This window comes from Aeromicrobium phoceense, from assembly GCF_013868155.1.
GTDB lineage: Bacteria > Actinomycetota > Actinomycetes > Propionibacteriales > Nocardioidaceae > Aeromicrobium > Aeromicrobium phoceense.
Genome location: NZ_JACEOG010000002.1, coordinates 164562 through 190645, shown reverse-complemented (window position 1 = coordinate 190645; position 26084 = coordinate 164562). Strand labels below are relative to the sequence as shown.

At 71.6% G+C, this 26084-nt stretch carries 34 protein-coding genes; 14 read left to right on the top strand and 20 right to left on the bottom strand.

Going from position 1 to position 26084, the window contains the following annotated elements; genetic code table 11:
* Positions 1-26: 26 nt before the first annotated feature.
* From H1W00_RS14185 to H1W00_RS14165, 5 genes are read right to left on the bottom strand one after another with little or no spacing between them, the layout of a single operon-like run.
* Positions 27-845, bottom strand: coding sequence for a glycosyltransferase family 2 protein (locus H1W00_RS14185; RefSeq protein WP_181756481.1), 819 nt, complete (start codon positions 843-845; stop codon positions 27-29).
* Positions 842-1834 carry a glycosyltransferase gene (locus H1W00_RS14180; RefSeq protein ID WP_181756480.1) on the bottom strand — a complete coding sequence of 331 codons (993 nt, stop codon included), beginning with the start codon at positions 1832-1834 and terminating at the stop codon, positions 842-844. Before H1W00_RS14180 ends, H1W00_RS14185 begins: the two co-directional genes overlap by 4 nt.
* On the bottom strand, positions 1831-2901 hold the full coding sequence (locus H1W00_RS14175) for a glycosyltransferase (RefSeq protein ID WP_181756479.1): 1071 nt from the start codon (positions 2899-2901) through the stop codon (positions 1831-1833). The genes H1W00_RS14180 and H1W00_RS14175 overlap by 4 nt, the downstream gene beginning before the upstream one ends.
* Positions 2898-4043: a glycosyltransferase family protein gene (locus tag H1W00_RS14170; RefSeq protein WP_241733209.1), complete on the bottom strand. Its 1146-nt coding sequence runs from the start codon at positions 4041-4043 to the stop codon at positions 2898-2900. The genes H1W00_RS14175 and H1W00_RS14170 overlap by 4 nt, the downstream gene beginning before the upstream one ends.
* Before the next feature lie 13 nt (positions 4044-4056).
* Positions 4057-6333, bottom strand: coding sequence for a catalase (locus H1W00_RS14165; RefSeq protein WP_181756478.1), 2277 nt, complete (start codon positions 6331-6333; stop codon positions 4057-4059).
* Between the two features lie 104 nt (positions 6334-6437).
* Here H1W00_RS14165 and H1W00_RS14160 point away from each other — a divergent pair, with 104 nt between their 5' ends.
* The 4 genes from H1W00_RS14160 (at position 6438) to H1W00_RS14145 (ending at position 8635) form a co-directional block, all read left to right on the top strand.
* Positions 6438-6635 (top strand): hypothetical protein, encoded by a 198-nt coding sequence (locus H1W00_RS14160; RefSeq protein ID WP_181756477.1) that lies wholly within the window; start codon positions 6438-6440, stop codon positions 6633-6635.
* A 107-nt stretch (positions 6636-6742) separates the two neighbouring features.
* The gene (locus H1W00_RS14155; protein WP_181756476.1) at positions 6743-7132 is read left to right on the top strand and encodes a carboxymuconolactone decarboxylase family protein; all 390 of its coding nucleotides are present in this window, start codon (positions 6743-6745) and stop codon (positions 7130-7132) included.
* A 55-nt stretch (positions 7133-7187) separates the two neighbouring features.
* Entirely contained in the window at positions 7188-8273 is a 1086-nt protein-coding gene (locus H1W00_RS14150; protein WP_181756475.1) for a glutamate--cysteine ligase, read from the top strand.
* Positions 8270-8635, top strand: a complete 366-nt coding sequence (locus H1W00_RS14145; RefSeq protein ID WP_181756474.1) for a VOC family protein — start codon at positions 8270-8272, stop codon at positions 8633-8635. The genes H1W00_RS14150 and H1W00_RS14145 overlap by 4 nt, the downstream gene beginning before the upstream one ends.
* Before the next feature lie 15 nt (positions 8636-8650).
* On the opposite strand, the gene H1W00_RS14140 is transcribed toward H1W00_RS14145, so the two are convergent.
* The 6 genes from H1W00_RS14140 to H1W00_RS14115 all read right to left on the bottom strand — a co-directional run bounded on the left by H1W00_RS14140 (position 8651) and on the right by H1W00_RS14115 (position 12532).
* Complete coding sequence (locus H1W00_RS14140) at positions 8651-9829, bottom strand: alcohol dehydrogenase catalytic domain-containing protein (RefSeq protein WP_181756473.1); 1179 nt, start codon at positions 9827-9829, stop codon at positions 8651-8653.
* Between the two features lie 76 nt (positions 9830-9905).
* Positions 9906-10355, bottom strand: coding sequence for a DUF421 domain-containing protein (locus H1W00_RS14135; RefSeq protein WP_181756472.1), 450 nt, complete (start codon positions 10353-10355; stop codon positions 9906-9908).
* On the bottom strand, positions 10352-10873 hold the full coding sequence (locus H1W00_RS14130; RefSeq protein WP_181756471.1) for a hypothetical protein: 522 nt from the start codon (positions 10871-10873) through the stop codon (positions 10352-10354). The genes H1W00_RS14135 and H1W00_RS14130 overlap by 4 nt, the downstream gene beginning before the upstream one ends.
* Positions 10874-10905: 32 nt before the next feature.
* The gene (locus tag H1W00_RS14125; RefSeq protein ID WP_181756470.1) at positions 10906-11475 is read right to left on the bottom strand and encodes a DUF488 family protein; all 570 of its coding nucleotides are present in this window, start codon (positions 11473-11475) and stop codon (positions 10906-10908) included.
* The gene (locus H1W00_RS14120) at positions 11472-12029 is read right to left on the bottom strand and encodes a DUF2231 domain-containing protein (RefSeq protein WP_181756469.1); all 558 of its coding nucleotides are present in this window, start codon (positions 12027-12029) and stop codon (positions 11472-11474) included. The genes H1W00_RS14125 and H1W00_RS14120 overlap by 4 nt, the downstream gene beginning before the upstream one ends.
* Entirely contained in the window at positions 12029-12532 is a 504-nt protein-coding gene (locus H1W00_RS14115; protein WP_241733208.1) for a DUF4383 domain-containing protein, read from the bottom strand. The genes H1W00_RS14120 and H1W00_RS14115 overlap by 1 nt, the downstream gene beginning before the upstream one ends.
* 116 nt (positions 12533-12648) lie before the next feature.
* Between H1W00_RS14115 and H1W00_RS14110 the strand changes: the two genes are divergently transcribed.
* Genes H1W00_RS14110 through H1W00_RS14090 form a run of 5 tightly spaced genes read left to right on the top strand, consistent with a single transcriptional unit; the run spans position 12649 to position 16416 of the window.
* Positions 12649-13116: a DUF2243 domain-containing protein gene (locus H1W00_RS14110; RefSeq protein WP_181756468.1), complete on the top strand. Its 468-nt coding sequence runs from the start codon at positions 12649-12651 to the stop codon at positions 13114-13116.
* Complete coding sequence (locus H1W00_RS14105) at positions 13113-13940, top strand: cytochrome c oxidase assembly protein (RefSeq protein WP_181756467.1); 828 nt, start codon at positions 13113-13115, stop codon at positions 13938-13940. The genes H1W00_RS14110 and H1W00_RS14105 overlap by 4 nt, the downstream gene beginning before the upstream one ends.
* A complete protein-coding gene (locus H1W00_RS14100; protein WP_181756466.1) occupies positions 13937-14692 on the top strand; it encodes a hemerythrin domain-containing protein in 756 nt (251 codons plus the stop codon). Before H1W00_RS14105 ends, H1W00_RS14100 begins: the two co-directional genes overlap by 4 nt.
* Positions 14689-15834 carry a zinc-dependent alcohol dehydrogenase gene (locus H1W00_RS14095; RefSeq protein WP_181756465.1) on the top strand — a complete coding sequence of 382 codons (1146 nt, stop codon included), beginning with the start codon at positions 14689-14691 and terminating at the stop codon, positions 15832-15834. The genes H1W00_RS14100 and H1W00_RS14095 overlap by 4 nt, the downstream gene beginning before the upstream one ends.
* A gap of 9 nt (positions 15835-15843) precedes the next feature.
* Positions 15844-16416, top strand: coding sequence for a hypothetical protein (locus H1W00_RS14090; protein WP_181756464.1), 573 nt, complete (start codon positions 15844-15846; stop codon positions 16414-16416).
* Here the strand turns inward: H1W00_RS14090 and H1W00_RS14085 are convergent, their stop codons facing one another.
* The gene (locus H1W00_RS14085) at positions 16417-16833 is read right to left on the bottom strand and encodes a VOC family protein (protein WP_181756463.1); all 417 of its coding nucleotides are present in this window, start codon (positions 16831-16833) and stop codon (positions 16417-16419) included.
* Between the two features lie 130 nt (positions 16834-16963).
* Here H1W00_RS14085 and H1W00_RS16875 point away from each other — a divergent pair, with 130 nt between their 5' ends.
* Both H1W00_RS16875 and H1W00_RS14075 read left to right on the top strand, forming a co-directional pair.
* Positions 16964-17488, top strand: a complete 525-nt coding sequence (locus H1W00_RS16875; protein WP_181756462.1) for a 2'-5' RNA ligase family protein — start codon at positions 16964-16966, stop codon at positions 17486-17488.
* A 37-nt stretch (positions 17489-17525) separates the two neighbouring features.
* The gene (locus H1W00_RS14075) at positions 17526-17975 is read left to right on the top strand and encodes a VOC family protein (protein WP_181756461.1); all 450 of its coding nucleotides are present in this window, start codon (positions 17526-17528) and stop codon (positions 17973-17975) included.
* On the opposite strand, the gene H1W00_RS14070 is transcribed toward H1W00_RS14075, so the two are convergent.
* Together H1W00_RS14070 and H1W00_RS16650 are read right to left on the bottom strand one after the other, a co-directional pair.
* Positions 17972-18712: a dienelactone hydrolase family protein gene (locus H1W00_RS14070; protein ID WP_181756460.1), complete on the bottom strand. Its 741-nt coding sequence runs from the start codon at positions 18710-18712 to the stop codon at positions 17972-17974. The two genes, H1W00_RS14075 and H1W00_RS14070, sit on opposite strands and share 4 nt — an antisense overlap.
* A 165-nt stretch (positions 18713-18877) precedes the next feature.
* Positions 18878-19300: a GNAT family N-acetyltransferase gene (locus tag H1W00_RS16650; RefSeq protein ID WP_181756459.1), complete on the bottom strand. Its 423-nt coding sequence runs from the start codon at positions 19298-19300 to the stop codon at positions 18878-18880.
* Positions 19301-19369: 69 nt separating this feature from the next.
* On the opposite strand from H1W00_RS16650, the gene H1W00_RS14060 reads away from it, so the two are divergent.
* Complete coding sequence (locus H1W00_RS14060; protein WP_181756458.1) at positions 19370-19810, top strand: VOC family protein; 441 nt, start codon at positions 19370-19372, stop codon at positions 19808-19810.
* A gap of 10 nt (positions 19811-19820) precedes the next feature.
* Here H1W00_RS14060 and H1W00_RS14055 read toward each other — a convergent pair whose 3' ends face one another.
* The 4 genes from H1W00_RS14055 to H1W00_RS14040 all read right to left on the bottom strand — a co-directional run bounded on the left by H1W00_RS14055 (position 19821) and on the right by H1W00_RS14040 (position 22730).
* Complete coding sequence (locus tag H1W00_RS14055) at positions 19821-20114, bottom strand: TFIIB-type zinc ribbon-containing protein (protein WP_078700413.1); 294 nt, start codon at positions 20112-20114, stop codon at positions 19821-19823.
* Positions 20115-20179: 65 nt separating this feature from the next.
* Positions 20180-20728 (bottom strand): dihydrofolate reductase family protein, encoded by a 549-nt coding sequence (locus H1W00_RS14050; RefSeq protein WP_181756457.1) that lies wholly within the window; start codon positions 20726-20728, stop codon positions 20180-20182.
* Between the two features lie 45 nt (positions 20729-20773).
* Positions 20774-21517, bottom strand: a complete 744-nt coding sequence (locus H1W00_RS14045) for a MerR family transcriptional regulator (RefSeq protein WP_181756456.1) — start codon at positions 21515-21517, stop codon at positions 20774-20776.
* Positions 21510-22730 (bottom strand): MFS transporter, encoded by a 1221-nt coding sequence (locus H1W00_RS14040; protein ID WP_181756455.1) that lies wholly within the window; start codon positions 22728-22730, stop codon positions 21510-21512. The genes H1W00_RS14045 and H1W00_RS14040 overlap by 8 nt, the downstream gene beginning before the upstream one ends.
* Positions 22731-22832: 102 nt before the next feature.
* On the opposite strand from H1W00_RS14040, the gene H1W00_RS14035 reads away from it, so the two are divergent.
* The gene (locus H1W00_RS14035) at positions 22833-23948 is read left to right on the top strand and encodes an HNH endonuclease signature motif containing protein (RefSeq protein WP_181756454.1); all 1116 of its coding nucleotides are present in this window, start codon (positions 22833-22835) and stop codon (positions 23946-23948) included.
* Positions 23945-25093, top strand: coding sequence for a hypothetical protein (locus tag H1W00_RS14030; RefSeq protein WP_181756453.1), 1149 nt, complete (start codon positions 23945-23947; stop codon positions 25091-25093). The genes H1W00_RS14035 and H1W00_RS14030 overlap by 4 nt, the downstream gene beginning before the upstream one ends.
* A 171-nt stretch (positions 25094-25264) precedes the next feature.
* Here the strand turns inward: H1W00_RS14030 and H1W00_RS17190 are convergent, their stop codons facing one another.
* Positions 25265-25459, bottom strand: a complete 195-nt coding sequence (locus H1W00_RS17190; RefSeq protein WP_420826885.1) for a recombinase family protein — start codon at positions 25457-25459, stop codon at positions 25265-25267.
* An 11-nt stretch (positions 25460-25470) separates the two neighbouring features.
* A complete protein-coding gene (locus H1W00_RS16190) occupies positions 25471-25803 on the bottom strand; it encodes a recombinase family protein (RefSeq protein WP_338072929.1) in 333 nt (110 codons plus the stop codon).
* Between the last annotated feature and the right edge of the window lie 281 nt (positions 25804-26084).

The window sequence follows — 26084 nt, the reverse complement described above, 5'->3', positions numbered from 1 at the left end:
GCTGCAGGTACCCCGGCGGTCCCGTCTCACACCCGGACCCAGTCGTCGCCGACGCGCTCGACCAGGCCGCGCTCCTCGAACTGCTCGAGCCAGCCGGTCATCGGCCAGCGTCCCCAGCGGCGGCGGAAGAGCCGGCCGTTGCGCAGGATGTCGTCGAGGTGGCCCACCGGGGGCCGCTGGACGGGGTGGTGCTGGTGGAAGGCACGCGCTCCCCCGGTCCACCCGATGCCGACGCCGGCCGCGGCGGCGCACTGGGCGAAGTCGGTGTCCTCCCCTCCGTACCCGGCGTACCCCTCGTGGAAGCCGCCGATCCATCGCCAGGCGTCGCGGTGCAGCGCGAAGGAGAGCGACCAGAAGAGGTCGGGGTCGCCGCCGGCGAGGCGCTCACCGGGTGCCGGCGCGGGTCGCGCGGGGTGAGGACTGTCCCACGCCCCGAGATCGGTGACGCGGTACCCGCCCTGCGGGGGCGGGGGCAGGTACGTGACCGGGCCGCACCACAGGGTGTCCGGCTCACTCGTCACCGCGTCGGCGTAGTCCTCGACGAGCCCCGGCGACACGAGGCAGTCGACGTCCAGGAAGACGAGCACCTCGGCGCCCGCGTCGATCGCCGCGGTGGCACCGGCGTTCCGGGCTGCGGCGAGCGGCAGCCCGTCCGGGTGCCGCGGCACCGAGACGGTGAGCGGCTCCGGCGGGGTGGTGGTCGTCCACGCCAGCACCTCGGGGTCGTCCATCGCGACGAGCACCCGGTCGTCGGGCCGGCGGGTGCTGAGCGCGAGGGAGTCGTCCTGCAGGCGCAGGTGGTCGTGCCGGCCGTGCACGACCGTGATGACCGCGACCGACGTCATCGCGCCGCCTGCGCGCCGACGACCTCGCCGACGAGCGCCGCGAAGCGCTCGGGCGCGCGTCCGTCGCACCACCGCGACCAGCGGGAGCCGTCGAGGGCCGAGGCTCGCTCCAGCCGGTCGGCCCATCCGGTCGCCGGGAACTCGGGCTCCACCACCACGGGCCACGGTCCGGCGGCCAGGGCGCGCGCGGTGGTGCGCTGCTCGTCGTGGGGTCGGTCGGCCGGGATCACGACGGCGGGCCGGCGCGCGGCGGCCACCTCGGCGATCGCGTTCTGACCCGCGTGCGTCACCACGACGTCGGCGTCGCAGATCGACGTGAAGGGGTCGGCGAGCCACGGGCCGTCCCCGCCCAGCACCTCCCACTCCCAGCCGGGCGTCTGCGCCCGCGCCGCGGCGAGGTCCGCGTCCGTGACGCCCCCGCCACCGCGTCCGCCGAGCACCACGACGCGTCGCACCCCACCGCTGCGCGCCACCCCTGACGCGCGGACGGGGAATCGCGAGACGGCCCCGATTCGGTGCAGCCGCTGGTCGACGCCGCCCCGCACCATGCCCTCGACCTCCTCGGGCCAGAAGGCGACGAGGGCGCTCGACGCGGCCTGGCCGAGCCGGTGCGCCCGGTCGCCGCGGTCTCCCGGGAGGACCACGGAGATCACGGGCACGCCGTGCAGGCGCGCCAGCAGCGCCACCTCCACGGAGACGTCGCTCACGAGGGCCGCCGGCTGCGCGTCGGCGATCCACGCCGAGATCGCCGCCATGCGCGAGCGGAGCCCCGGCTCGCCCAGCGGCGCCCAGTGCAGGTGGCCGCCGGCGGTGTCGCCCGGCTCGTCGGCCCACCGGTCGTCACGGTCGAGCTCGATCCACTCCCCCGCCCACGCCGCCGGTCGCGGCAGCGAGGAGAGCCCCGTCACCGGCACGTCGAGCGCCGCGGCCAGCGCGGTCGCCCGGTGCAGGTGGCCGCTGCCCTGGTGGTGGACGTAGTAGCCGATCATGCGGCCATCGGACCCGCGAGCCGGCGGTAGAGGTCCTCGTACCGGTCGACCATCGCCGAGATCGAGCAGCGCTCCACCGCGACCCGGCGCACGACCTGGCGGTCACGCCCGACCGCCTCGCGGATCGCGTCGGCCAGCGATGCCACGTCGCCCGGGGCGGCCAGGGCACCGACGGAGTCGTCGACGAACTCGGGCAGTGCGCCGCGCGCGAACGCGGCCACCGGGGTGCCGCACGCCATCGCCTCGGCGACGACGAGTCCGTAGGGCTCGTCCCAGGTCGGCGTCACGACCGTCACGCTGGCCGCCCCCACGCTCGCGCGGAGCTGCTCGTGGGTGAGGTGCCCGAGGTACCGGACGTCGCCGCCCAGCCGCGGGGCGATCTCGGCGCGGTAGTAGTCGGCGTCCATCGCCGGACCGGCGAGGTCCAGCGGCATCCCGGCGGCCCGGGCCGCGTCGATCGCGAGGTGCGGGCCCTTCTCGGGCACCAGCCGGCCGAACCAGATCGGCGCGCCTCCACCCGGGCCGGGCCGCCACCGGTCCACGTCGACGCCGTTCGCGATCGTCGTGGTCGGGGCGACGTGCTCCCACGCCCGTGCGGTGAACCGGCTGACCGCCACGAACGTGCTGTCGGAGGCGGCGTACTGCAGCGCGGACTCCAGCCAGGGCACCGGCGGGGTGTGCAAGGTCGTGACCATGGGGACGGCCAGCATCGAGGACATCGCCACGGGCAGGTGGTGCAGGCTGTTGTTGTGCACCACGTCGAAGTGGTGCGGGTTCCGGGCCAGGTCGAGCATCAGCCCGAGGTAGGCATGGTGCTCGTCCATCCAGGCCCCCGGTGTGACGTCCAGGTCCGGGCGGTTCACGTCGTCGTGACTGAGCGACGCCACGGGCAGTTCGCGCGTCCGCAGGGCGGGGTCCGACCCAGGCGCCGCGAAGAGCGAGACCTCGTGGCCCCGCTCAGTGAGCTGACGCGCGAGCGCGTGCGTGTGGGCCTCGAGCCCGCCGGCGAACGGCTCCCTGATGGGGAAACGACTCGACGCGATGAGGCAGATCCGCAGCCCCCTCACGTCAGCAGCTCCCGGTACAGGCGGGCGTGCGCGAGCGTGACCTCGCGCCGCTGGGCGCGGCGCTCCTCGACGTCCGCACCGTGGTCGGGCCGGGCGGCGTGCGCGAAGCGGATCGCCTCCCGCAGCGAGTCCGCGTCGAAGTGCGACTCGTCGAAGCCGTAGCTGAGCACCGGGCCCTGGTCGGCGTAGTACCCGCAGCTCGGGGCCACCACGGTGGTCCCGAGGTCGCGGCACGCCTCGAGCCAGCCGGAGTGCGTGCCGAACCGGTAGGGCAGCACCGCCACGTCGAGGCTCGCGAGGTACTCCCACAGCTGGGCGTCGGGCAGGAAGTCGTGCACGCGCAGGTCGATGCGACCGGCGGCGGCTTTCTCCTCCAGCCACGCCGCCAGCACCGGCTCGCGCCGGGCTCCGTCGGCATCGAGCACGTCGTGGTGTCCGTTGACCTGCAGCACCGCGCCGGGCAGCTCGGCGAGCGTCTCGTCGAGCACCCGCAGCACCGGGAACGGATCCATGCTCTCGCGCAGGCTCTTGATGTGGACGCCCACGCGGAACTCGTCCGTCCGCCGCTGCTCGCGCTCGCGCCGCAGCCGCGCCATCGTGTCCAGCTCGACGACGTGCGGGTGTGGGATCACGAGCGCCTCACGGCCCCACCGCCGCCGGATCTCGGCGGCCGCACCCTTGGTGAGGGTCACGACCGCGTCGGCCGCCGTGAGGAGGACGCCCAGCTGCTGGTCGTGCAGCTCCCGCGTCGGGTGATGGGGGTTGCGCAGGTCGTGGGCGGTCAACACGAGCGGCTTGCCTCGCTCCCGCAGCACCTCCACGAGCCGCTCCAGGTCCTGCGGCGAGCAGGCGTCGAAGCCGAACTGGACGTGGAACACGTCGAACTCGGCGGTCGCGGCCCACTCGGGACGCAGCATGACCGGCGGCCACCACTTGCTCGTGGTCGACCGCGACGGGTGGTCGGGATCGGGATCGGGCAGGTGCACGAACGGGCTCGGCCCCTCCGGCGGGCGCAGGTGCCGCACGTAGACGTGGGTCGAGGGGACGGACGCGATCCGCAGCGGCTCGGCTGCGGTGCGCGCCCGCCCGGCCCCCGGACGGTCGTCCGAGGGCCGGGTGGGCGCGGTGAACCGGGTACTCAAGCCAGTCCCCCGTTCACGCGACGGTCACGGGGAAGCGCTCCCACACGCGGTGGGAGGCCATGAGGTCCTGCACCTCGGCGAACACGGGACCGGCCTCGTCGCCGGTCACCACGCCGGGGAGTCCGCCCGTGTAGCCCGCCGCCTCGAGCGCGGCCACGCCGTCGCCCCAGGCGCCGATCACCTTCGCGTGACGCCACATCTCGTCGAGCATCAGCTGCACCCGCGGATCCAGCGTGGGACCGGCGGGCGCGCCCGACTTGGCGTCGCGCGACGGCACGGCATCGGGTGCCGGCTTCGGGTGACCCGCGAGCAGCAGCGCGTCGAACTCGACCGAGCGGCCGGTCGCGAAGGTGCGCTGCACCGTGAGCGGGCCGACCTTGCCACCGTGCGGACCGACCACGAGCGGGACGGCACCGGCGGAGAAGATCGCCGCGCGCAGCGCCTCGACACCACCGAGCTCACCGTCGGGATCGACCACGATGCCGATCATCCGGCCGTCGGCCGGCCACGTGCCGCCCACCTGCGAGAGGGCGGGACTGGGCGTCTCCGGCGTCAGCTCGACCGTCGGCTCGGGGGCCGGCATGCCGAGCGCCGTGGCGACCTCCTGGCACAGCACCGGGTCGATGTTGGCCAGGTGCTGCAGCTGGCGGGCCTTGATCGCGTCCTCGTAGCACTTGCCCAGCTCGAACGAGTAGGCACGGATGATGTGCTCCTTCTCGACCGGGCTCATGCTCGCCCAGAACAGCCGCACCTGGCTGAAGTGGTCGTCGAACGTGGCCGGGTTGGCGCGCACCTTCGTCGACTCGGTGACCTTCACGGGCGTGTCCTCGAACGCGCGGTCGTCGGCCCCGGCGAAGAACGGGCAGCCGCCGTCGAGCGAGTTCGGCTTGTACGGGGCGACGCCGGCGTGGACCGCGTGCTGGTGGAAGCCGTCGCGGAACATGTCGTTCACCGGCGCGTGCGGCCGGTTGACCGGGATCTGCGAGAAGTTCGGTCCGCCGAGGCGCGTGATCTGCGTGTCGATGTACGAGAACAGGCGCGCCTGCAGCAGCGGGTCGTCGGTCACGTCGATGCCCGGCGGCAGGTGGCCGGGGTGGAACGCGACCTGCTCGGTCTCGGCGAAGAAGTTCGTCGGGTTCGCGTTCAACGTCAGCCGGCCGATCGGCTGCACGGGCGCGAGCTCCTCGGGGACGATCTTCGTCGGGTCGAGCAGGTCGATGCCGGCGAACTCCTGCTCGGGGTTGTCCTCGAACACTTGGATCCCCAGCTCCCACTCGGGGAAGGCGCCGGCCTCGATCGCGTCGGCGAGGTCGCGGCGGTGGAAGTCCGGGTCGATGCCGTTGATGAACTGGGCCTCCTCCCACGTGAGGGAGTGCACGCCCAGCTTCGGCTTCCAGTGGAACTTCACCAGCGAGGTGCCGCCCTCGGCGTTGACCATCCGGAACGTGTGGACGCCGAAGCCCTCCATCATCCGGTAGGAGCGCGGGATGCCGCGATCGGACATGTTCCAGATCGTGTGGTGCTGCGCCTCGGTGTGCAGCGAGACGAAGTCCCAGAAGGTGTCGTGCGCGCTCTGGGCCTGCGGGATCTCACGATCCGGGTGCGGCTTGCCGGCGTGGATGACGTCGGGGAACTTGATGCCGTCCTGGATGAAGAAGACCGGGATGTTGTTCGCGACGAGGTCGAACGTGCCCTCCTCGATGTAGAACTTCGTGGCGAACCCTCGGGTGTCGCGGACGGTGTCGGCCGAGCCTCGCGAGCCCAGCACCGTCGAGAAGCGTGTGAACACCGGCGTCGTGACGCCCTCCTGGAGGAAGGCCGCGTGGGTGACGTCGGCCGCGGTGCCGTAGCCCTCGAAGATGCCGTGGGCGCCCGCGCCGCGGGCATGGACGACTCGCTCGGGGATGCGCTCGTGGTCAAAGTGCGTGATCTTCTCGCGGAAGTGGTGGTCCTGCATGAGGATCGGGCCACGCGGGCCGGCCTTGAGCGAGTGGTCGCTGTCGCGCAGTCGCGCGCCCTGCGACGTGGTCAGGAAGGCACCCTGCTGGGTGCGCACGTCCTCGGGAGCACCGGAGTGGGCGCCGGTGGCCGACCGGGTGTCCGGGGCGCTCTGGTCGCCCTTGGGCGGCAGCGGCTCGCGCGGCTCGGTGGGCTCGTCGAAGCTGGTGGGGTGGGGGCCGGGGCGACCGGGGATGTCGGGCGTCGCGAGCTCGGCGGCCTTGTCCAGCGCCTTCTCGGCCGTGGTCTCGACGGCATCCTTGATGTTCTTCGCAGCCTTGCTGGGGTCCATGCAGTCTCCTAGAAGTCGGCGGGTGCCCGTGAGGTACCCGCCTGCGCCCGGACCAATCCCCCGCGCGCGCGAGTGAAGACCTCGACGCCGGGTACCTCAGCGCCATGACGACTGATCCGCGCGAATCGCACCAGGACTCCGAACGCCCGGACGAGGGCCAGGACGACGGCGGGACGGTGAGCGAGACGGCGGCCAACCCGACGCCTCCTGACACCGACACGACGACCTCCGAGGACGTCCACGACATGCCCCAGAGCCCCACGCGGCCCGACGTGGCCGAGCAGGACGGCGCTCCCGACTGAGGTGACGTGGGTTACCGCGGCTCTCCTCTCGTGCCCGTCCCCGGACTGGGCTACCGTCACGACCACGTTCCCGAGGGCGAGGACGTGCGGCCCGTCGAGAGGACACCATGAGCCACGACCACCCCACGGAATCCGCTCACGGGGAGGCCGTCCTGCACGAGCTCGCTCCCCAGCACCGTCGGCTGTACCGCGCCATCCCCGACGTCTACCGCGGGTACGGCGAGCTCTCGAAGGCGGCCTTCGCCGACGGCGAGCTCGATCGTGCGGCCAAGGAGCTCATCGCCCTGGCGATCGGCGTGGCCGAGGGCTGCGACGGGTGCATCGCCACGCACAGCCAGGCCGCGGCCGGGGCTGGCGCCACCCGCCAGCAGGCCGCCGAGGCCATCGGCGTGGCGATCGCCATGCGCGGAGGTCCGGGGACCGTCCACGGGGCCCGCGCCTACGAGGCGTTCTGCGAGTTCGCGGACGCGGTCGAGGCGCAGGACGGCGCCGTGTGACCTCCCTCGCGGTTTCGCGCCGGTCCCCACGGGGTACGTGCCCGGCGTGAATCGCGTGGGCATCGAGGAGGAGCTGTTCGTCGTCGACGACCGGGGGCACGTCGTTCCCGAGTCCGAGGCGGTGGTCCGGGCACACCGCCGACTCGGTCCGGACGAGCAGCTCGACCATGAGCTGTTCCTCCAGCAGATCGAGCTGCAGACGGGCCCGCACGAGGACCCCGACGGGCTCCGGGAGGACCTCGTCGCCCAGCGCTCGTCGGCGGTCGCGGCCGCCAGGGCCGTGGGACTGAACGCCGTCGCGGTGCCGGTGGACGTGCTCGGCGGCAGCGAGCCGCGCCCCACGCCCGAGTCGCGCTACGCCCGGATGATGGCCCGCTACGGGGAGATCGGCCGCAACGGCATGACGTGCGGCATGCACGTCCACGTGGAGGTCGCGGACGAGGACGCGATCCACGTCGTCGACGCGCTCCGGCCCTGGACGCCCCTGCTGACCGCGCTCTCGGCGAACGCCCCGTTCTTCCACGGCCGCGACACGCACCACGCCAGCTGGCGCGGGCACCTGTGGGACACGTGGCCCACCGCCGGACCGGTCGAGACCTTCGGCGACCTCGAGACCTACCGTGCGGTCGTGGCGCAGCTGATCGAGTCGGGGGCCGCCCTCGACGAGCACATGCTCTACCTCGACGCGCGCATCGCCGAGCGGTTCCCGACCGTGGAGGTGCGCGTGGCCGACGCGTGCACCGACGTGGAGGACGCGCTGCTCGTCGCGGAGGTGACACGCGGCCTCGTCACGACCCTGGCCAAGGAGCCGACGGAGCCGGCGCCGTGGCGCCTCGAGACGCTGAAGGCGGCCCGCTGGCGCGCACGCCACGACGGCCTCGGCGGCACTCTCTTCGACCCCGTCACGCGCGCGTTCGTCCCGGCCGAGCAGGCCCTCGACTCCCTCGTGAAGACCATCGGGGCCTCCCTCGACGAGGCCGGCACCCGCGACCGGGTCACCGACGGGATCCACCGGCTCCTCACCCGGGGCACCGGCGCCGACCGCCAGCGCGCCGTGGCCGGTGACTCCCTCGACCTCGCGGCCGTGATGGCCGACCTGATCCGCCGCACCGACCCCCACCACGAGGAGGAAGCGTCATGACGTGCTCCGTCACCCAGTGGACGATCGACGCCCACGACATCGAGCTGATGGCCGACTTCTGGTCCGAGGCGCTGGGCTACCACATCGAGACCGACGACAACGGCGAGGGGACGTGCCACCTGCTGCCCCCGGCCGCGGCCCCGCGCGGAGCCCCGACCGTGTGGATCCAGCACGCCGGTGACCCGAAGACCACGAAGAACCGCGCCCACCCCGACCTGCGCGTCAACCACGGCGAGGTGGACGCCGAGGTCGACCGCCTCGTCTCCCTCGGGGCCAGCCACGCCGACGTGGGCCAGTCCCCCGACGACCCCTTCGTCGTGCTGCGCGACCCCGAGGGCAACGAGTTCTGCGTCCTGCGGTGACCCCGCAGGCGCGGATCAGGGCTTGAAGAGCACCTTGATCGTCGAGTCGGTCTTGTCCTGGAAGTTCTTGTAGGCCGCCGGCGCCTCGTCGAGCGGGACGCGATGGGTGGCGAAGTCGGCCAGGCCGAGCGGATCCGAGGAGTCCTCGGCCAGCGGCTTCACCTGGTTCACCCAGCGCCGCACGTTCGCCTGGCCCATGTGCAGCTGGACCTGCTTGTCGAACAGCGTCTGCATCGGGATCGGGTCGATCGTGCCGGCGTAGACGCCGCTCAGCGAGATGATTCCGCCCCGGCGCACGGCGTCGATCGCGAGGTGCAGCGCACCGAGCCGGTCGACGGCCACGGTGGTCATCGCCTTGCGCGCGAGGAAGTCGGGCAGGAAGCCGACGGCGGTCTGGCCGGCCTGCGCCACGGGCGAGCCGTGCGCCTCCATGCCCACGGCGTCGATCACGCCGTCGGCGCCACGTCCTCCGGTGGCCTCACGCACGACCTCGGCCACGTCGACCTTCGTCACGTCGTACGTCTCGGCACCCCGGGCGGCCGTGCGGGCGAGCCGCTCGGGCACGAGGTCGGCGCCGATGACGCGTGCGCCGCGGTGCAGCGCGAGACGCGCGGCCATGTCGCCGATGGGACCGAGGCCGATCACGAGCAGCGTGTCGCCCTCCCCCACGGCCGAGTACTCGAGCGCCTGGAACGCCGTCGGCAGCACGTCCGAGAGGTACACGAAGTGCTCGTCGTCGAGGTCGGACTCGATCTTGATCGGCCCGTAGTCGGCGTGCGGGACGCGCAGCAGCTCGGCCTGACCGCCGGGCACCGCGCCGTAGAGGCTGGAGTAGCCGAACAGCGACGCGCCCATCCCGGTGTCGCGGTTCTGCGTGACCTCGCACTGGGTCTGCAGGTCGCGGGTGCACATCCAGCACGATCCGCACGCGATCTGGAACGGCACGACGACGCGGTCGCCCACCTCGAGGTTCGTGATGCCGCTGCCGACGGCGACGACCCGGCCCATCGGCTCGTGACCGAGGATGTCGCCGGGCGTCATGAACGGTCCGAGCACCTCGTACAGGTGCAGGTCGGAGCCGCACAGGCCGGTGGTGGTCACCTCGATGATCGCGTCGGTGTCGTCCTGGATCGTCGGATCCGGCACCGTCTCGACTCGCACGTCGCGCTTGCCCTGCCAGGTCACAGCCTTCATGTCCCCACCTCACTGTCGATGTCGTGGTCCGTGGGAGACGTACCCGCCTCCTGCGGTGCTACACGTCCCGCGCCGCTCAGCGGTCGGAGGTCTCGACGAAGAACGAGAACTTGCCGTCCTGCTCCAGCACGGCCCACTTCACGTCGTCGAGGCGCTCGATGCCCTCCTGGCGGGCGGCCGCCAGCACGTCGGCGGTGTTGAGCCGCTCGATCCGCAGGGTCTCCTCGATGAGCTCGCCGTCGCGGATCAGCAGCACGGGCACACCCTCGAAGACCTTCCGTCTCGACGGCAGCCGCCACGAGATCCACGAGACGACGACGGTCAGCAGCGCGAAGGTCGAGACCGCCACGACGGCACCCGTGATCGAGGTGTCCTCGGCGATCACGGCCTCCGCGACGAGATCGCCCATCACGACGAGGATCACGAAGTCGAACGCGGACAGCTCGCTCAGCTCGCGCTTGCCGACGACCCGCATCACGATCCAGATCAGTAGGAAGACGACCGCGGCACTCAGGACGATGTTCACGGCAGCACCCACGTCCGTGTGTCGACCGTCAGCTCGTCGGCGCCACTGGTGACGCGCACGTCGAACGAGAGCGGGCCGAGGTCGGCCCGGGTGGGCAGGCGGCCGGCGAACTGGACCGAGAAGTCTCCGCCCGGCGGCGCCGCGAACCGCAGGCGCACCGCGTCGCCGGCCGAGGTCTGGACGAGCGGCTCGGGCGTCATGCCTTCGAGGCCCAGCCGGTCGATGACCGCCACCGGGACCTCGATCACCACCGCGGTCCCGGGCTCCACGTCCTCGACCTCCACCATCAGCCCCGACTCCGTCCCGGACCTAGCGAGCTGGGGGTAGGTGACGGTCAGCCGGCCGGTCCCGTCGGTGACGGTGGACTCGCGCGGGCCGAGCCAGCCCAGGCAGCTCATCGCGACGACGAGCGTCAGCAGGACGAGGCCGAGTCGCCGCCACCGCCGGGCCCCGCGTGCCTCACGCGGTCCGGCCACCCCCTCCAGCGTCGGAACCTGCATCTCGGGCGCGTCGGCCACGATCCACCTCCCGGGTCGATTCGCCCGTCACGCTAGCCCCGAAGGGGTTCCACCGCCTCCGGAGCCCTCGGGTATGCGAGACCCGTGCCGCTGCGCCGCGCGCCCTCGCTCGGCTCGTGGGCCTGGACCCGGCCGTCCGGCATGACGTGGTGGACGGGCACGCCGTGGACGAGCATCGCGGCGTCGGAGACCAGCCGGCGGTGGCACCGCCACCACACGAACTCCGAGCACATGACGGCCGTGACGGCGCTCTCGGCACGGGCGAGCGCGTCGCGCAGGCCCGCGTCGAACTCCGGCGTACGCGTGTGCGCGGCGTAGGCGCGGAACGCCTCGACGCGCCACCACGCATCGGCGTCACCAGCCTCCGCAGGCACGCGGCGGCGGCCGCCGAGCCGCTCCTCCCAGACGTACGCGACTCCCTCCCCGGGCAGCCAGTCCGCGAGCGCGACACGGGAGACGTCGGGGTTGCGCCGACTGCCGGGGAAGCGCCGCACGTCCACCAGCACCTCGATGCCGGCGTCGTGGAGCCGTCGCGTGAGGTCGGCCCGGTCCGACGTGCCGTGGCCGATCGTCAGCAGCCGCGGCGCGGCCGCCCCGGTCACTCGAACGCCGGGTGCTTGGTGGCGACCTCGCGCACCTCGTTCAGGTGGGCGCCGAGGTACCCGCCCCCGGCCGCGACCGCCGCTCCGGCGAGCGCGAGGTTCCGGCCCTTCGCGTGCTGCCCGCGGCGTCGGGCACGCCAGGACGCCGTGTAGGCCACCACGGCGGCGACGTTCGCCACCGCATGGACCACGCCCACCCGCCGCTCGGGCCGGCGCGAAATCCCGCCCCACTCGGCCCACCCGGTGATCGCCGTGGGGATCGCGGACAGGACGCCGAGGCCCACCAGCCGTCGCGCGGCCGGACGCGCCTCGTCTCCGCCGACGAGGTCCAGGACCGACGCCGACGTCCAGAAGCCCAGCGGCAGGTCAGTCAGCAGCGGATGGATCGCGTGACCGAGCCAGTCGCCCTGGAGCAGGCGACGGCGCCCCTCGGTGCCGATGAGCCGCCCCGCCGCCGGGCCGAGCGCCCGGACGGCGGGGTCGAGCACACGGGCACCCTCGATCCGCTGGGTCACCCGGACCGCGAGCGGTGCGGACTGCTTCGAGCCGACCATCAGAGCTTCGGGCCCCGACCGCGGTTGCGGCCCGCGTCCCCGCGACCCACGCCACGGCCGTCGGTGTCGGGACGACCGACGTTGCGGCCGAGCAGCAGGCCGAGCGCGATCATGCCGACCGCGAGCACGAGGTGCAGCCAGTCGTCGGCCGTGTTGAGCGGCACGAAGTTCGCCTGGTGCTGCTTGTCGATGAGCAGGCCGTACAACCACAGGACGCCGTAGATGACGCCGCCACCGATCAGGTAGAGCCGTGCGGTGTTCCACGCGCGGGCCAGCGCGAGGCCGGCGACGCCGAAGAGCAGGTGCACGATGTTGTGCAGGATCGACACCTGGAAGATGCCGAGCAGCATCGCCTCGGACTCGTGCCCGGCGAACTGCATCGTGTCGTAGTCGGTCGTGATGCCCGGGATGAAACCGAGGATGCCGACCAGCAGGAAGACCCCACCGACCACCGCGGCGGCGGTCTGCATCGGGGTCGCTGTCATGGACGATCGCGTGGCCATGATGAGTTCCTTTCGGTGTTGCGGACACCTGTTCGGTACCCGTTCGGCGACGTCGCATTCACGCTCGCCGCGTAGGTCGCCGGGCGAGCGGGTACCCGCCCCGCAGAGGAGGAACCGTGAACGACGACATCCGCACGTCCCGGCCCGCCGCACCCGGGCGCTCCGTCTGGGGCGGTGTGCTCATCGGGCTGGGTCTGGTGGCGGCGATCGACGAGATCGTCCTGCACCAGCTGCTGCGCTGGCACCACTTCTACGACAAGTCGACGACGGCCGCGGGGCTCGTGTCCGACGGCCTGCTGCATGCCGGCTCGGTCGTGGCGATGGTGGCCGGCTTCTTCGTGCTGGTGGACCAGCGGCGCGGCCGCACCCTGCGGCCGGGAGCGGCGTGGGCCGGGCTGCTGCTCGGGATGGGCGCCTTCCAGCTGTGGGACGGGTTGGTCAACCACAAGCTGCTCGGGCTGCACCAGATCCGCTACGGCGTCGAGATCCTCCCGTACGCCCCCCCCTGGCGGGCGATCGCCGTGCTGCTGCTGGCCGCCGGTGGCCTGCTGCTGTGGCGCCGGCGGTCGAGGCCGCGTCGGTGAGGCCCCCCGCGGCGCACGCGGCGGAGCGCTCGTCCTCGTGGCTCCCGCCGCTCCTGGTGCTGCTCGTGCTGGTGGGCGCCTACCTGGGCGCCGCCCTCCTGCACCGGAAGCGTCGGGGCCGGGCGTGGAGCGCGTGGCGGGCGGCCTCGTGGACCGCCGGCGCCGTGGGGATCGCCCTCGCGCTCGCGCCGCCGCTCGCCGACGCGCACACCGCGCAGGCCCACATGGTGCAGCACCTGCTGCTCGGCATGCTGGCGCCGATCGGCCTCGTGCTCGGGGCGCCCGTGACCCTCCTGCTGACGGTGCTGGCGCCGCCGGCCGCGCGCCGGGTCACCGCGCTGCTGCGGACCCGGGCCTTCCACGTGCTCTCCCATCCGGTGACCACGGCCTTGCTGAACGTCGGCGGAATGTTCGTGCTCTACCTGACGCCCCTGTTCGCGCTGTCGGCGCAGAGCCCTGCCGTCCACCACCTGGTGCACGCGCACTTCCTCGTGGCCGGCTACCTGTTCGCGTGGTCGATCGCCGGGCCCGACCCCGCGCCCCGACGGCCCTCGATGACCCTGCGGGTCGTGGTGCTGGTCCTCGCCGGGGCGGCCCACGCGTTCCTCGCGAAGCTGCTCTACGCCCGCGCGGGCGAGCTCCCGCCCGGGAGCGACTTCACCGTCGCTGACATGCAGCGGGCCGCGCAGTGGATGTACTACGGCGGTGACGTCGCCGAGATCCTGCTCGCCGTCGCGCTGTTCGCGACGTGGCTGGGCCGGCGCCGAGATCACCCTCGGCAAGGGGGTGTCGCTCGCGCGACCGTGGGTACACCCCGGCCATGACCTCACTCGCCCACCAGAGTCGCGCGCAGCTGGGTGGCCCGCTCAGCGTCCTGGCGCGCCAGAAGAAGGACCACGTCCGGCTCGACCGGCTGCTGCAGGAGCTCGCCGTCACCCCGCCCGGTGACCAGGAGGAGCGCGTGCTGCGGCGGATCGCCCGGCTGGTCTTTCCCCACGCCTTCGCCGAGGAGTCCGTGCTCTGGCCCGTGATGCGTCGCGTCCTGCCCGACGGTGAGGCGCTGACGCTCCAGGTCGAGGAGGAGCACCAGGAGGTGAACGAGATCTGGACGTCGCTCGAGGAGCTGGGACAGGACGACCCGCGTCGTGAGCCGCTGCTCGACCGCCTCACGCGGGTGCTGCAGGACGACGTCCGCGACGAGGAGGACGAGCTGTTCCCGCGGCTGCAGGAGCGCGTGTCCGTCGGACGGCTCCGGCTCCTCGGGGTGGCCTGGGAGGTGGTCCGCAGGATCGCGCCGACGCGCCCGCATCCCGTCGTGGCCCGCCGGCCCCCGGGCAACGCGATCGCCGCGCTGCCCCTGACCCTCACGGATCGCGCACGCGACAACCTCGACCGCGTCGCCCGCCGGTCCGAGCGCCTGCGCGATCCGGCCACCCGGGCGAGCGCCGCGCTCGCGCGCCTCGCCGGACGCATCGAGATGCTGCCGCCGCTGCGGATGGGCGAGAGCAGCACCACCAGCAGGGCACCGGGCGCCGGCTCGCTGCCGCCAGTCGAGCCGATGGGAGGAACCGCATGAAGGCGATGGTGTACCGAGGCCCCTACCGGGTCCGGGTCGAGGAGAAGGACCGTCCGAGGATCGAGCACCCGAACGACGCGATCGTGCGCGTCACCCGCGCCGCCATCTGCGGCTCGGACCTGCACCTGTTCCACGGGATGATGCCGGACACGCGCGTCGGCACCACGTTCGGGCACGAGTTCATCGGCGTCGTGGACGAGGTCGGTCCCTCGGTGCGGAACGTCAAGCCCGGCGACCGCGTCATGGTGCCGTTCAACGTCTTCTGCGGGACCTGCTACTTCTGCGCCAAGGGCCTGTACTCGAACTGCCACAACGTGAACCCGAACGCCACGGCGGTCGGCGGCATCTACGGCTACTCGCACACCAGCGGCGGCTACGACGGCGGCCAGGCGGAGTACGTCCGCGTGCCGTTCGCCGACGTCGGTCCCACGGTGATCCCCGGGTGGATGCACGAGGAGGACGCGCTGATGTGCACCGACGCGCTCCCGACCGGCTACTTCGGGGCGCAGCTCGGCGGGATCCACGAGGGCGACGTGGTGGTCGTCTTCGGCGCCGGCCCGGTGGGGCTGTTCGCCGCGAAGTCGGCCTGGCTGATGGGTGCGGGCCGCGTGATCGTGGTCGACCACCTGTCCGACCGGCTGGAGTTCGCCCAGCGGTTCGCCCGCGCCGAGACCGTGCACTTCGGCCACGTGAACGACGTCGTCGTGCACCTGAAGAAGATCACCGACGACATCGGCGCCGACGTGGTGATCGACGCGGTGGGCGCCGAGGCCGACGGCAACCTCCTCCAGCACGTCACCTCCGCCAAGCTCAAGCTGCAGGGTGGATCGCCGATCGCACTGAACTGGGCGATCGACTCGGTGCGCAAGGGCGGCACCGTGGCCGTGGTGGGCGCCTACGGCCCGATGTTCAGCGCGGTGAAGTTCGGCGACGCCATGAACAAGGGACTGACCCTGCGGATGAACCAGTGCCCGGTGAAGCGCCAGTGGCCCCGACTGTTCGAGCACATCCGCAACGGCCACATCAGCCCGCGCGAGATCATCACGCACCGCATCCCCCTCGACCACATCGCCGAGGGCTACCACCTGTTCTCCAGCAAGCTCGACGGCTGCATCAAGCCCGTCGTCGTCCCCGCGACCTGAGGAGTCGAGATGGCCAAGGTTCCGTACATCCGCGGACTCCGTGAGGGAGTCCCGTCCTCTGACGAGCTGCGCGAGCGCATCCCCGGGTGGGGCGCCGACCTCGACCCGGCCGACCGGCCCTCCGTGCCGCGCGAACTGGTGAACGGCGTTCCCGAGGGAGTGCTGTGGGACTTCCCCGCCGAGCAGCCGGAGACGTACCCGCGCGAGCGGTCGATCGAGCACGCGCGCCTCACCCCCGTGTTCGGCACCGTCGCTCCCCTGCAGGGCTTCCCCGGTGCGGTCCGGCGCCTCGCCTACGCGCGGTTCAGCGAGGCCCGAGCGGCCCACTGGCTGCTGCTGCTCGCGGCCGACCGGATCGAGTCGAAGCAGGAGCTCTGGCGGTCGTACTCCACCGAGCGCCCCGACCGCTTCGTCGAGGAGACGGGCGTGCGGGCCGAGCGCTCGCACCACGGCTTCGCCTCGCGCTGGGGACGCGGCCGCGTGGACAAGCACCAGGTCCTGGACCCGGTCGTCCTCGCACTGCCGGCGATCGTGGGCACCTGGGTGGCGACGCGAGCGGTGCGGCGCCTCGTGCGCCTCTGATCAGTCGCCGACGAAGATGCAGAACGGGTGCCCCTCGGGGTCGGCGAAGACGTAGAGCGGCTCCTCGGTGTCGTCGGTGCGATCGAGGATGATCGTGGCGCCCAGCGCCTCGGCGCGGGCGCGCTGACGCTCGAGCTCCTCCACGTCGGGCACCGAAGTGTCGAGGTGCAGCTGCATCGGCACCTCGGGATCCGGCCACGTGGTCCGCTTGAGCTCCTCGGCCTGCTGGAACGCCAGGCCGTGCCCACCGTCGGTGCCGCGGAGGACGAGCCAGTCCACGTGGTCCTCGTCTCCCTCGGCCGGCGGCTCGTCACCTGGCCGGTACTCGAGCCCGAAGAGCTCGCGGTAGAACTCGGCCGTCCGCCGCACGTCGGTGGCATCGATGACCGTCTGCAGGATCCGGGGATACGCGCTCATGCCGACAGGTACCCACAGCGGGAGCGGTTCAGGCAAGCCGCTTCCGGCCGAAAGTTGTACCGGTTCGGCCCATATCGGGGCCAAACCGGCTCAAGATTCGATCGCAGGCCGGCTGGCCTATCCTCCACGTGTGCCGGACCAAGCCCTCGAGCTCAGCTTCGAGCCCTCCTCCGCGGGCGCCGTCGTGGCGCAGTGGGAGGCGCTCAGGGCCGCGGGGATCCCCTCGCAGGCCGACCACCGCTCGATGACCAACGCGCCGCACCTCACCCTCGTGGCGGCGGTCGAGGTCGAGGCCGCCGCCGTGTCGACGGCGCGCGAGGCGATCGCTCCCCTCCTGCCCGCGCGGATCGAGGTGCGAGGGCTGGTCCTGTTCGGCCAGGGACCTCGTGTGACCATCGCCCACCTCGTCGAGCCGGACGCGTCCCTGGCGGCCGCCACGGCGCGGATCCGCGCGCTGGTCCCGGCCGTGCGGCACCCGGTCTGGACCCCGCACGTCACGCTGGCCCGGCGCGTGCCCCGCCGCCTGCTCGCCGAGGCGCTCGAGGTGCTCCAGTCCACCGAGACCCCGCGCGAACTCATCGCCGACCGGCTCCGCTGGTGGGACCCAGCGCAGGAGCTCATCGAGGACGTCGCGGTCGCCCGCCCCCACTCGTGACGGCGTTCGTGAGCCGACCGCGACTTACGCTGACGACGTGCTCACGAACCGGTCGGCACCGCACGCCCGGGTGACCCCTGTCCTGATCGTGGCCGACGTCCGCGCGGCCGTGGCCTGGTACGGGGAGGTGCTCGGTTTCGTCGAGCACGTCCGCATCGGCGAGGGGCACCGCGCGCAGCTGGGCCTGCCCGACGGGCCCGCCGCAGAGCTCGTCGTCGCCGAGGTGCGTCCTGGGCGGCGGACGCCGCTGCCCCAGACCTCCCACCAGGTGATGTTCAAGGTCGCCGACGTGGCAGAGGTCGTCGAGAGAGCCCTGGCGCGCGGCGCCCGCCTGGTCGATGAGATGCACGACTGGGAGTACGGCGAGCGCCAGGCCGCCATCGAGGACCCCTTCGGTCACCAGTGGGTGCTCAACCAGACCCTGCGCGACGTCGACCCTGCGGAGTGGGGCGGAACCACCGTCACCCCGCGGCCCTCTTCCTCCTAGTGGTCGCCACGGCCTCGTAGGTGCCGCAGGAAGAACCGGATCGAGGCGTCCGCCTCGAACGCCGGGACGCCGGTGTGCCCGCCGAGGTTGGCGTGCAGCGTCTTCTCGGCCGAGCCGAAGGCGTCGAAGAGGTCCAGGGCCAGCTGGCGGTCGTTGCCGGCGTCGTCCCACTGCAGCAGGACGTGCAACGGGATGCTGACCCGCCTGGCCTCCTCGAACATCGAGTGGGGCACGTAGCTGCCGGCGAACAGCAGGGCGGCCGCGATGCGCGGCTCGACCACCGCGAGGCGGATGCCGATGGCGATCACTCCACCGGAGAATCCCACTGGGCCGTCGTCGATCTCGGGCAGGGACAGCGCGGCGTCCAGCGCCGCCTGCCATTCCGGCACCGCCAGCTCCACCAGTGGCAGGACGAGAGCGTCGACGATGCCGTCAACGGGATCCCCGGCTGCGAGGGCCGCACGCAGGTCGGCGCGCGCTCGCTCGAGAGCCGGTACCCGAGCCCGGTCACCGCCTCCGGGCAGCTCGATGGAGAGGGAGGCGAAGCCGTGCTGCGCCGCGTGGACGGACCGGCTCAGCAGCCGGGGATACATGCCGTCCAGGCCGCCCGGATGGCCGGCGAGGATCAGTGGTGCCGGCGTGGACCCGGGCGTCCAGAGGATGCCCGGGATCTCGCCGAGCGTGAAGTGGCGTTCGAGGATGTCGCCGTCGAGACGGCGTTCGGAGTGGAAGTGCATGGTCGTGCCTTTCGGGAGTGCACCTGACGGCGCTCCCGGGACGACCTATCGCCCGACCGTGACTCCGGAGGAGAGCACCCACGTCGATTCGTTCACGGGGACCACCTCCTCTGCTCCTGCACGGACACCCGCAGCCTAGTCACGGATCGGTGCCGGGAACAGGGCTCAGGCGCCGGCCCGCAGGACCATGCCCACGGAGTGCGGGGCGCTGTCGACGAAGCCGTGGCGCTCGTAGAGCCGCCGGCCCGGTGGATCGGCCATGAGCGACACGTAGGCACCCGGTGGGGCGTCACGGCGGATCACCTCCAGCAGGTGGGTGAGGACGCGGTCGCCGAGGCCGCGTCGCTGGTGCTCGGGGAGCACCGCCATGTCGACGACGTGGAAGTACCAGCCACCGTCGCCGATGACCCGTCCCATCGCCACGGTGCGGCCGCTGGGGACGTGCCTCACATGGCAGGCCGCCCAGCCGCCCGCCAGGGCAGGACGCGCCTGCTCCGGCGACTTGGGGCTCAGGCCCGAGGCCCGACGCAGGTGCAGGTAGTCGGCCTCCGCCGGCACCTCGGCCAGCAGCTCGTACTCGTCGCTCACGCTCCCACCCTGCCACCGGCGGCGCGAACACCGTCGCCACCGTCGGCCCGGACGGCTAGCGTGCGGAGCATGCCCATCAAACTCGAGAACGTCGCCATCGCGGTCCGCGACCTCGACGCCACGATCGCCTTCTTCACCGACCTGGGGCTCACCGTCCTGGGGCGCGACACGGTGAGCGGGGAATGGACCGACACCGCGGTCGGGCTCGACGGGAACCACGCGAAGATCGCCATGCTGCAGACGCCCGACGGCCACGGCCGGCTGGAGCTCTTCGAATACATTCACCCCGACGCGATCGAGACCGAGCCGACCCTCCCGAACGAGATCGGCATGCACCGGGTGGCCTTCTCGGTCGACGACCTCGACGAGGCCCTCGAGATCGCCGCACGGCACGGCTGCCACCCGCTGCGCGGCGTGGCGACCTACGAGGACATCTACCGGCTCACGTACGTCCGGGGGCCCAGCGGAATCATCGTGATGCTCGCGCAGGAGCTCAAGCCTGCCGGCTGAGGGGCGGGGCTCAGTCGAACAGCTCGCCCAGCCAGTGGCTCTTCTTCTTGCCGCTGTAGCGACGGTCGTCGTAGCGACGGTCGCGGTCGTCGTAGCTCGGGCGCGACGCGTAGCGGTCGTCGCGCGGCGGAGCGGCCGCGGGAGCGGGCGGGACCGAGCGCGACGCCTCGGACTCCGCGCGATCGATGATCTTGTCGAGCTCGCCGCGGTCGAGCCACACGCCCCGGCACTCGGGGCAGTAGTCGATCTCCACGCCGGAGCGCTCGCTCATCACCAGGGTCGTCGAGTCATTGGGGCACTTCATCGGGATCCTCCTCGGCACGGACAACTGTGTGCTCAGCGTAGGTTCGACCGCCCAACCGAGCGCCCTCAGCGCGGCGCGAGGGCGAGGCGGAGGTGCGTGGCACCGCCGAGGTCCTCGACCGCGCGCTGCCGCAGACCGACCGGAGCAGGCAGCAGCGGAGTGCCACCACCGAGGACGACCGGCGCGACGAAGAGGTCCAGCTCGTCGAGCTGCCCGGCCTCGACCAGCTCGTGCACGATCGACAGCGATCCCCAGACCAGGACGACGCCGTCCGTGCCGTCGTGGAACGAGCGCAGGTGCGCCGAGGCGTCCGGCACGACGCGGGCGGGTGCGAACCCTCCCCACGGTGCCGCGTCGAGCGACCGCGAGCACACGACCTTCGGGATCGCGTTGACCCGCTCGGCGATCGGGTCGTCGGCCCCGGGCCAGTACTGGACGAACAGGTCGTAGGTCCGGCGTCCGAGCAGGACGTGGTCCACCCGGTCGAGCAGCTCGAGGTTCCAGCGCTGACTCGCGGCGTCGGCCTCCGGCGGAACGGCGGCGAAGATCTCGCCCTTCCCCCGACGGCCCTGCCGCGTAGCCGTCGAGCGACGTCCACTCCTGGGCGATGACATGCATCCGCGCCTCCTCCGGTCGTTCGCTCGAGCCTGCCACGCGCCTCAGACGAGCCGCTGCGACAGCCGCTCGCCGATCTCGTCCAGCACCCGCAGCTGGGTGGGATTGAGGTGGCTGGCCCCGTGCTCGTCGAGCAGGCTCTCGGCCGTCCCGAGGTCGAGAGGCGTCGTGAGGTCGAGGTCGCCCACCGTGGCGACCACCGCCTCGATGGACTCGCTCACCAGCCGCTCGAGCTCGGCCGTCGGCGTCGACGCGTCGATCACGTCGAACTGCTCGTAGAGCGTGCCGAACGCCGCCACCGCCGCGGGCTCGGCGAACCGGTCGTAGAGGTCCTCGATCAGCCGAGACGCCTCCTCTCCACCGAGGTGCGCGAGCAGCAGCATCTGCTCCCGCTCCAGCCTCGCCATGCGCGGCGGCACGCCGACCGCGGACGCGAGCGCCATGCGGACGCCCAGCTCGGGCGGCAGGTCGGGCGCGACGCCTCCAGCGCGCAGCGCGGCGACCACCGACCGCTGTGCCGTCAGCCGGTCGATCTGCGCCGCGAGCTCCTCGTCGAGGGACTCCAGCCTCGCGTCGTGGTCGGCGTCGTCGTCCAGCGGCAGGTCCTGCAGCGCGAATCCGAGGTCGGCCAGCCGCTTGATGCGCAGGACGCGTACGAGATGACCGACGTCGTACTCGCGGTAGCCGTTGGGGCTGCGCGAGGGCTCCTCGAGGATGCCGATCTGGTGGTAGTGCCTGATCGTCCGCACCGTCACGCCCGCGAGCTCGGCGAGCTCCCCGCTACGCATCGATGGACTCCGGTTCGGTCGGCTCGAGGTCGCGCAGCGCGGGGCCCGCGACCGCGACGACCGATGTCACGACCCACAGTGCCACGAAGCCGAGCGCGGCCGCGGTGAGGCTGACGTGCTCGATCACGACCGCGGCGAGCAGGATCGCGGCGGGGGCCGCCGCGGTGACGAGTGCATTCTGGGTGCCCATCACCCGGCCGAGCGCAGTCTCCGGGACGCCGCTGACCGTCAGCAGGCCGAGCAGTGCCCCGCACAGTCCGCTGCCGAGTCCCAGGACGAAGCCTGCGGTGAAGAGCAGCCAGGTCGGCGGGAGCAGGCCGATCACGGCGAAGCCGAGCGACGACACGGCCAGACCGCTGACGAGCCAGGCGCGCCGGGTGAACCGCCGGGCCAGCACGATGTAGACCGCACTGCCGACGAGCAGGCCCGCCGCGATCGAGGTGAGCACGAAGCCCAGCAGTCCCGGCCGGTCGATGAGGGTGAAGTGCACCGGCAGGATGAGCGCCTGGAACGCCGACAGCACCATGACCGAGAACAGCATCAGTCCGGTGACCATCGCGATGAGGCGGGTCCGGGTCAGGAGTCGCCAGCCCTCGACGAACTCCTCCCAGGCGCCCCGCGGGGCCGTGGTGGGCACGTCCTCGATGGTCCCGACGCCCCGGGGAAGGCCGAGGGTCAGCAACGCGGCGAGCAGTGAGGTGCCGGCGGTGATCCACAGGACCGTCGACCCCTCGAACAGGGTCATGAGCAGGCCCGCGACGGCCGGCCCGATCAGCAGCGAGATGCTGCCGAGCGACTCGCGCAGCCCGATGAGCCGCTCCAGGGAGAGCCGCGACTCCCGCGCGATCCCCGGCAGCAGCGCCTCGCGGGCCGTCATGCCCGGGACGTCGCCGAGCGAGCCGATGATCCCGAACAGGACGAACCACGCGACCTCGAGCCCCACCAGCCCGTCGACGATCGGCAGCGCCGCGACCGCGGCGGCCGAGACGAGGTCCGTGACCACCGAGGACGTCACGCGGTTGATCCGGTCGATGACGACGCCCATGAACAGCCCGGCCAGTACCGCGGGCACCGCGGTCGCCGCGGCCACCCAGCCCGCCGACATCGCGCTGCCCGTCGCCTGGAGCACGATGAGCGGCAGCGCGATGGCCGCGATCGAGTTGCCGAGGACCGAGACGACGTAGGAGCCGAGGTAGAGCGCTGGTGTCCGCATGGCTCCAGTCCAGACCGTGACGTCGCGTCAGGGTCAAGTCCGACCCGCGACCGCGCTGTCGGCGCATCCGATTCTGTCAGTGGGGCCCACTACGTTGGGTTCATGAGCTGGAGCCGAGCGGTGGTCACGGGTGACGCAGTGCGTCGCGCGCGGGCGGTCGCGGAGTTCGAGGAGTGGGAGTTCGTCGCCTCGTTCCACGCCAAGCGCACCGCCGAGATCGACCGGACGGACGAGATCCCGCTGTCGAAGGACCTCGCGCGCCGCGAGGTCATCCTCGAGCTGGCCCGAGCCCTCCATGTCACCGAGCACCAGGTCTGGGCGATGGTCAGCGAGTCCGCCACGGTCGCCGCACGGGTCCCCGGCGTGTGGCAGTCGTTCCGCGACGGCGACCTCGACGCGGTGCGGGTCACCGCGATCGCCGACACCGCCGAACGCCTCGAGACCCCGCAGGCTTGGGCCGTGCTGGAGGCCTCGGCGCCCGAGTACGCAGCCACCCACACGATCGCCGAGCTGCGCGCGTGGCTGCGCCGGCTCCGCGCGCGCCTCGAGCCCGACGAGGCCGAGGCGGAGCGGGCACGGGCCGTCGAGCAGCGCCGCGTTTCCATCACCCACAACGACGACGGCACCTCCTGGCTGAACGCGCTGCTGCCCACGGGCCTGGCCATCGCGGTCGGCGAGCGGCTCCGTCGGGCCGCGAAGGCCCTCCCGACGGTCGATCCGGAGTCGGGCGAGCGAGACCGTCGCACCCGCGACCAGAAGCAGGCGGACCTCGTCGCCGACTGGCTGACCTCCTGCACCGGCCCCGGCGACATCCGGGCCGAGATCGCCGTGAGCATCCACGCGACCGACCTCATCGGCCTCACGAACGGTCCGGGCCTCACCCTCGACGGCGAACCGGTCGGGGCCGAGTGGGTCCGCGAGCTGGCCCAGTCCGAGCACGCCGTGTTCCGCAGGCTGGTCCTCGACCCGGTCGGCGAGGTCCTCGACACCACCGTCCTGAAGTACCGGCCGCCCGAATCACTCCGCCAGGCACTCCGCTGGCGGGACGGAACCTGCAGGGTGGTCGGCTGCCGCGCCCCGGTCCACGAGACCGACCTCGACCACGCCAAGGCCTACGACGGCGGTGGCGCGACCACCGGATCGAACCTGACAAGTTCGAAATACATCATTCAGAACGGGACGGGAACTAGCTCCTGGACGCATATCATCGAGCGGTGACGACGTTCCCAAAGTCTTGGTGTTTCGGTGTCGGATGCCTCGCGTTCGAGTACAAGGAACGGCCTATCGAGTTCACACTCGGAGAATGGGCCGCAGAAGTTCGAGCGTCGCTTGAAAAGATTTCCACAATTGACGAGATCGATATAGCGGTCGAGAACTCTCAGGCGCGATACAAGCAGAAGGCGTCGCTTGCCGAAGGCGAGGTCGCGACGAGTAGCGCCGGTGCGTTCCTTACCCAGCGGTTCATTCCACAAGTCGTCGGCCAGCGGATCAGCTTCGAAATCAGCATCACCTCCCGTCTCCACGAGCAGTTCATCGGAGCGCGGAAACTGCGTGCTGAGAGGTTCCGCGTTGACGTTCACTACGCGTACTACGGGCCGGTCGCATTCATCGCATGCCTCGAGCCAAAGGCGGCGCGAGGCGCGGGGTCGGCAGCAGTCGTGCTTGTGCGGAAGTTCCTTGCTGACGCTCTAGAGAAGTCAGACGGAAATATCCGCCTCAGCGTGCTTGGTCCAAGCCCGTTTCATGCCTCGTTCTACGCGCTTCCTGCCCAGGTCGACGGCGAAGAGACTATCTCGCGCTTCACGTGGGAAGAAGGACCCCGCGCGGGTTACCGCTCCGCGGCAATCCACTACTCGGATCTGCCGGACGCGAGCTCGATTGACGTTTGGAAGGAACTTCAATGGGTGTTGGCTGACGAGTTCTCTGCGTTCTACGCAGTGATGCAGCGACGCCTCCGTCGAATGAAGAACAACTCACTCGTCTTCCAGCAGACAGAAGAGCTCGTCGCTGCGAGTACGGCTGGCGGCTTCAAAGGATGGTTTACGCGCGTCTTCAAGACGGCCGCGCGATCGAGGGGCCTCGGATTGCTAGCGATGCAGGCACAACTGATGACCATCTCGGATGACGAGTTCGCCCAGGAACGTCTTACGGCTCTTCCCCGTGAGACGCGGACGTTGGGTATCGCGTTGGAAGAGATCAAACAAGCGTCGACATACGCCGAAACGGACGCCGTAGATAGTGCGCTCGCAATGGTCAAATTCCTTGAGTCCGGCAGGTCCCGGGACTTCGAAGTCGCCGTGATCGCCGCCTCGACAACATTGGGTGCGGTGGCCGGTGCACTCGCTGCGGTCATTGCCGGCTAGGACCCACGTTCTTGACTTGAATCAGCAACGTAACTCGGGACGCAAGCCAAGCCCTTCGAGGACAAGAAACCGGCCGCTTGCGGCCGGATTCGCCGAAGCCGGACCCCTGGGTGGGTTCCGTGGTTTTTGTCCGTCGCGTGTTCCATGGTGTGACCGACGGCAGCCGCATACCTAACGCATGCACTTAGATGCGCCACCCCTCCCCGGCTGGGGTGAAACCTCGCAGACCAGCGATGCGCGGCGCCCACAGAAGTGACGCGCTGACGTCGACCGCCACTGCCCCGGTGTCGCGGTCGGCACCCCACTCGCTTCCAAGTCAGCCGCCAGCGACCGCGCCGAATCACCGGCCAGAAACCGCTCGACCATCTCCCGAACGATCACCGCTCCCACTCGTGGATCGTCAGCTTGTCCGGCTCAAACCCGAACGGTCGGTTCGCCTCGCCACCGGGCAGTCCCATCTCCGCGTTCTGCCGCAGCTTGTGCTTGACCCGCTCGGACTTGCGCGCCGACTCCTTCGCGGCCACCGCCACAGAAATCCGGGCCATGCACAAGCCTTCGCCGTTGCCCATGTCAACGTCCGCGGTCACCGTGATCACGTCACGGACGCCAGCGCACTCGCACACGGCGATGAACTGCTCCAGCTCCATCGGACGCCGCGCCAAACGGTCCAAGTGATAGACGATCACCCCATCGCGGTAGCCATCGCGGATATCGGCACCATCCGCTCATACGCAGGACGAGCGTTCCCGCCGTACGCGGACAAATCGTGGTCCACGTATTCGCCACCACGAATTCGCACGCCTCCGCCGACTGGCGACAGTCCTCCAACGCCGCTGGACACCCAAGGCGTGGCCAGTGGGATCGGATTAGATGCGGGCATAGATCCCCACTGCCACGGGCTTCGTCATGAAGGGCATGTTGCGGACCAGTCAGGAATCTCCGCTGCCTGTGCCGCAAGCACCACAACATGAAGTCCCACGGTCACCTCGAC

Bases quoted from the DNA above. Each gene is read 5' to 3' on its own strand.
- H1W00_RS14185 (WP_181756481.1), bottom strand. From the start codon at position 845: ATGACGTCGGTCGCGGTCATCACGGTCGTGCACGGCCGGCACGACCAC.
- H1W00_RS14180 (WP_181756480.1), bottom strand. From the start codon at position 1,834: ATGATCGGCTACTACGTCCACCACCAGGGCAGCGGCCACCTGCACCGG.
- H1W00_RS14165 (WP_181756478.1), bottom strand. From the start codon at position 6,333: ATGGACCCCAGCAAGGCTGCGAAGAACATCAAGGATGCCGTCGAGACC.
- H1W00_RS14160 (WP_181756477.1), top strand. From the start codon at position 6,438: ATGACGACTGATCCGCGCGAATCGCACCAGGACTCCGAACGCCCGGAC.
- H1W00_RS14155 (WP_181756476.1), top strand. From the start codon at position 6,743: ATGAGCCACGACCACCCCACGGAATCCGCTCACGGGGAGGCCGTCCTG.
- H1W00_RS14145 (WP_181756474.1), top strand. From the start codon at position 8,270: ATGACGTGCTCCGTCACCCAGTGGACGATCGACGCCCACGACATCGAG.
- H1W00_RS14140 (WP_181756473.1), bottom strand. From the start codon at position 9,829: ATGAAGGCTGTGACCTGGCAGGGCAAGCGCGACGTGCGAGTCGAGACG.
- H1W00_RS14120 (WP_181756469.1), bottom strand. From the start codon at position 12,029: ATGGTCGGCTCGAAGCAGTCCGCACCGCTCGCGGTCCGGGTGACCCAG.
- H1W00_RS14115 (WP_241733208.1), bottom strand. From the start codon at position 12,532: ATGGCCACGCGATCGTCCATGACAGCGACCCCGATGCAGACCGCCGCC.
- H1W00_RS14100 (WP_181756466.1), top strand. From the start codon at position 13,937: ATGACCTCACTCGCCCACCAGAGTCGCGCGCAGCTGGGTGGCCCGCTC.
- H1W00_RS14095 (WP_181756465.1), top strand. From the start codon at position 14,689: ATGAAGGCGATGGTGTACCGAGGCCCCTACCGGGTCCGGGTCGAGGAG.
- H1W00_RS14090 (WP_181756464.1), top strand. From the start codon at position 15,844: ATGGCCAAGGTTCCGTACATCCGCGGACTCCGTGAGGGAGTCCCGTCC.
- H1W00_RS14085 (WP_181756463.1), bottom strand. From the start codon at position 16,833: ATGAGCGCGTATCCCCGGATCCTGCAGACGGTCATCGATGCCACCGAC.
- H1W00_RS14070 (WP_181756460.1), bottom strand. From the start codon at position 18,712: ATGCACTTCCACTCCGAACGCCGTCTCGACGGCGACATCCTCGAACGC.
- H1W00_RS14060 (WP_181756458.1), top strand. From the start codon at position 19,370: ATGCCCATCAAACTCGAGAACGTCGCCATCGCGGTCCGCGACCTCGAC.
- H1W00_RS14055 (WP_078700413.1), bottom strand. From the start codon at position 20,114: ATGAAGTGCCCCAATGACTCGACGACCCTGGTGATGAGCGAGCGCTCC.
- H1W00_RS14050 (WP_181756457.1), bottom strand. From the start codon at position 20,728: ATGTCATCGCCCAGGAGTGGACGTCGCTCGACGGCTACGCGGCAGGGC.
- H1W00_RS14045 (WP_181756456.1), bottom strand. From the start codon at position 21,517: ATGCGTAGCGGGGAGCTCGCCGAGCTCGCGGGCGTGACGGTGCGGACG.
- H1W00_RS14040 (WP_181756455.1), bottom strand. From the start codon at position 22,730: ATGCGGACACCAGCGCTCTACCTCGGCTCCTACGTCGTCTCGGTCCTC.
- H1W00_RS14035 (WP_181756454.1), top strand. From the start codon at position 22,833: ATGAGCTGGAGCCGAGCGGTGGTCACGGGTGACGCAGTGCGTCGCGCG.
- H1W00_RS17190 (WP_420826885.1), bottom strand. From the start codon at position 25,459: ATGGTCGAGCGGTTTCTGGCCGGTGATTCGGCGCGGTCGCTGGCGGCT.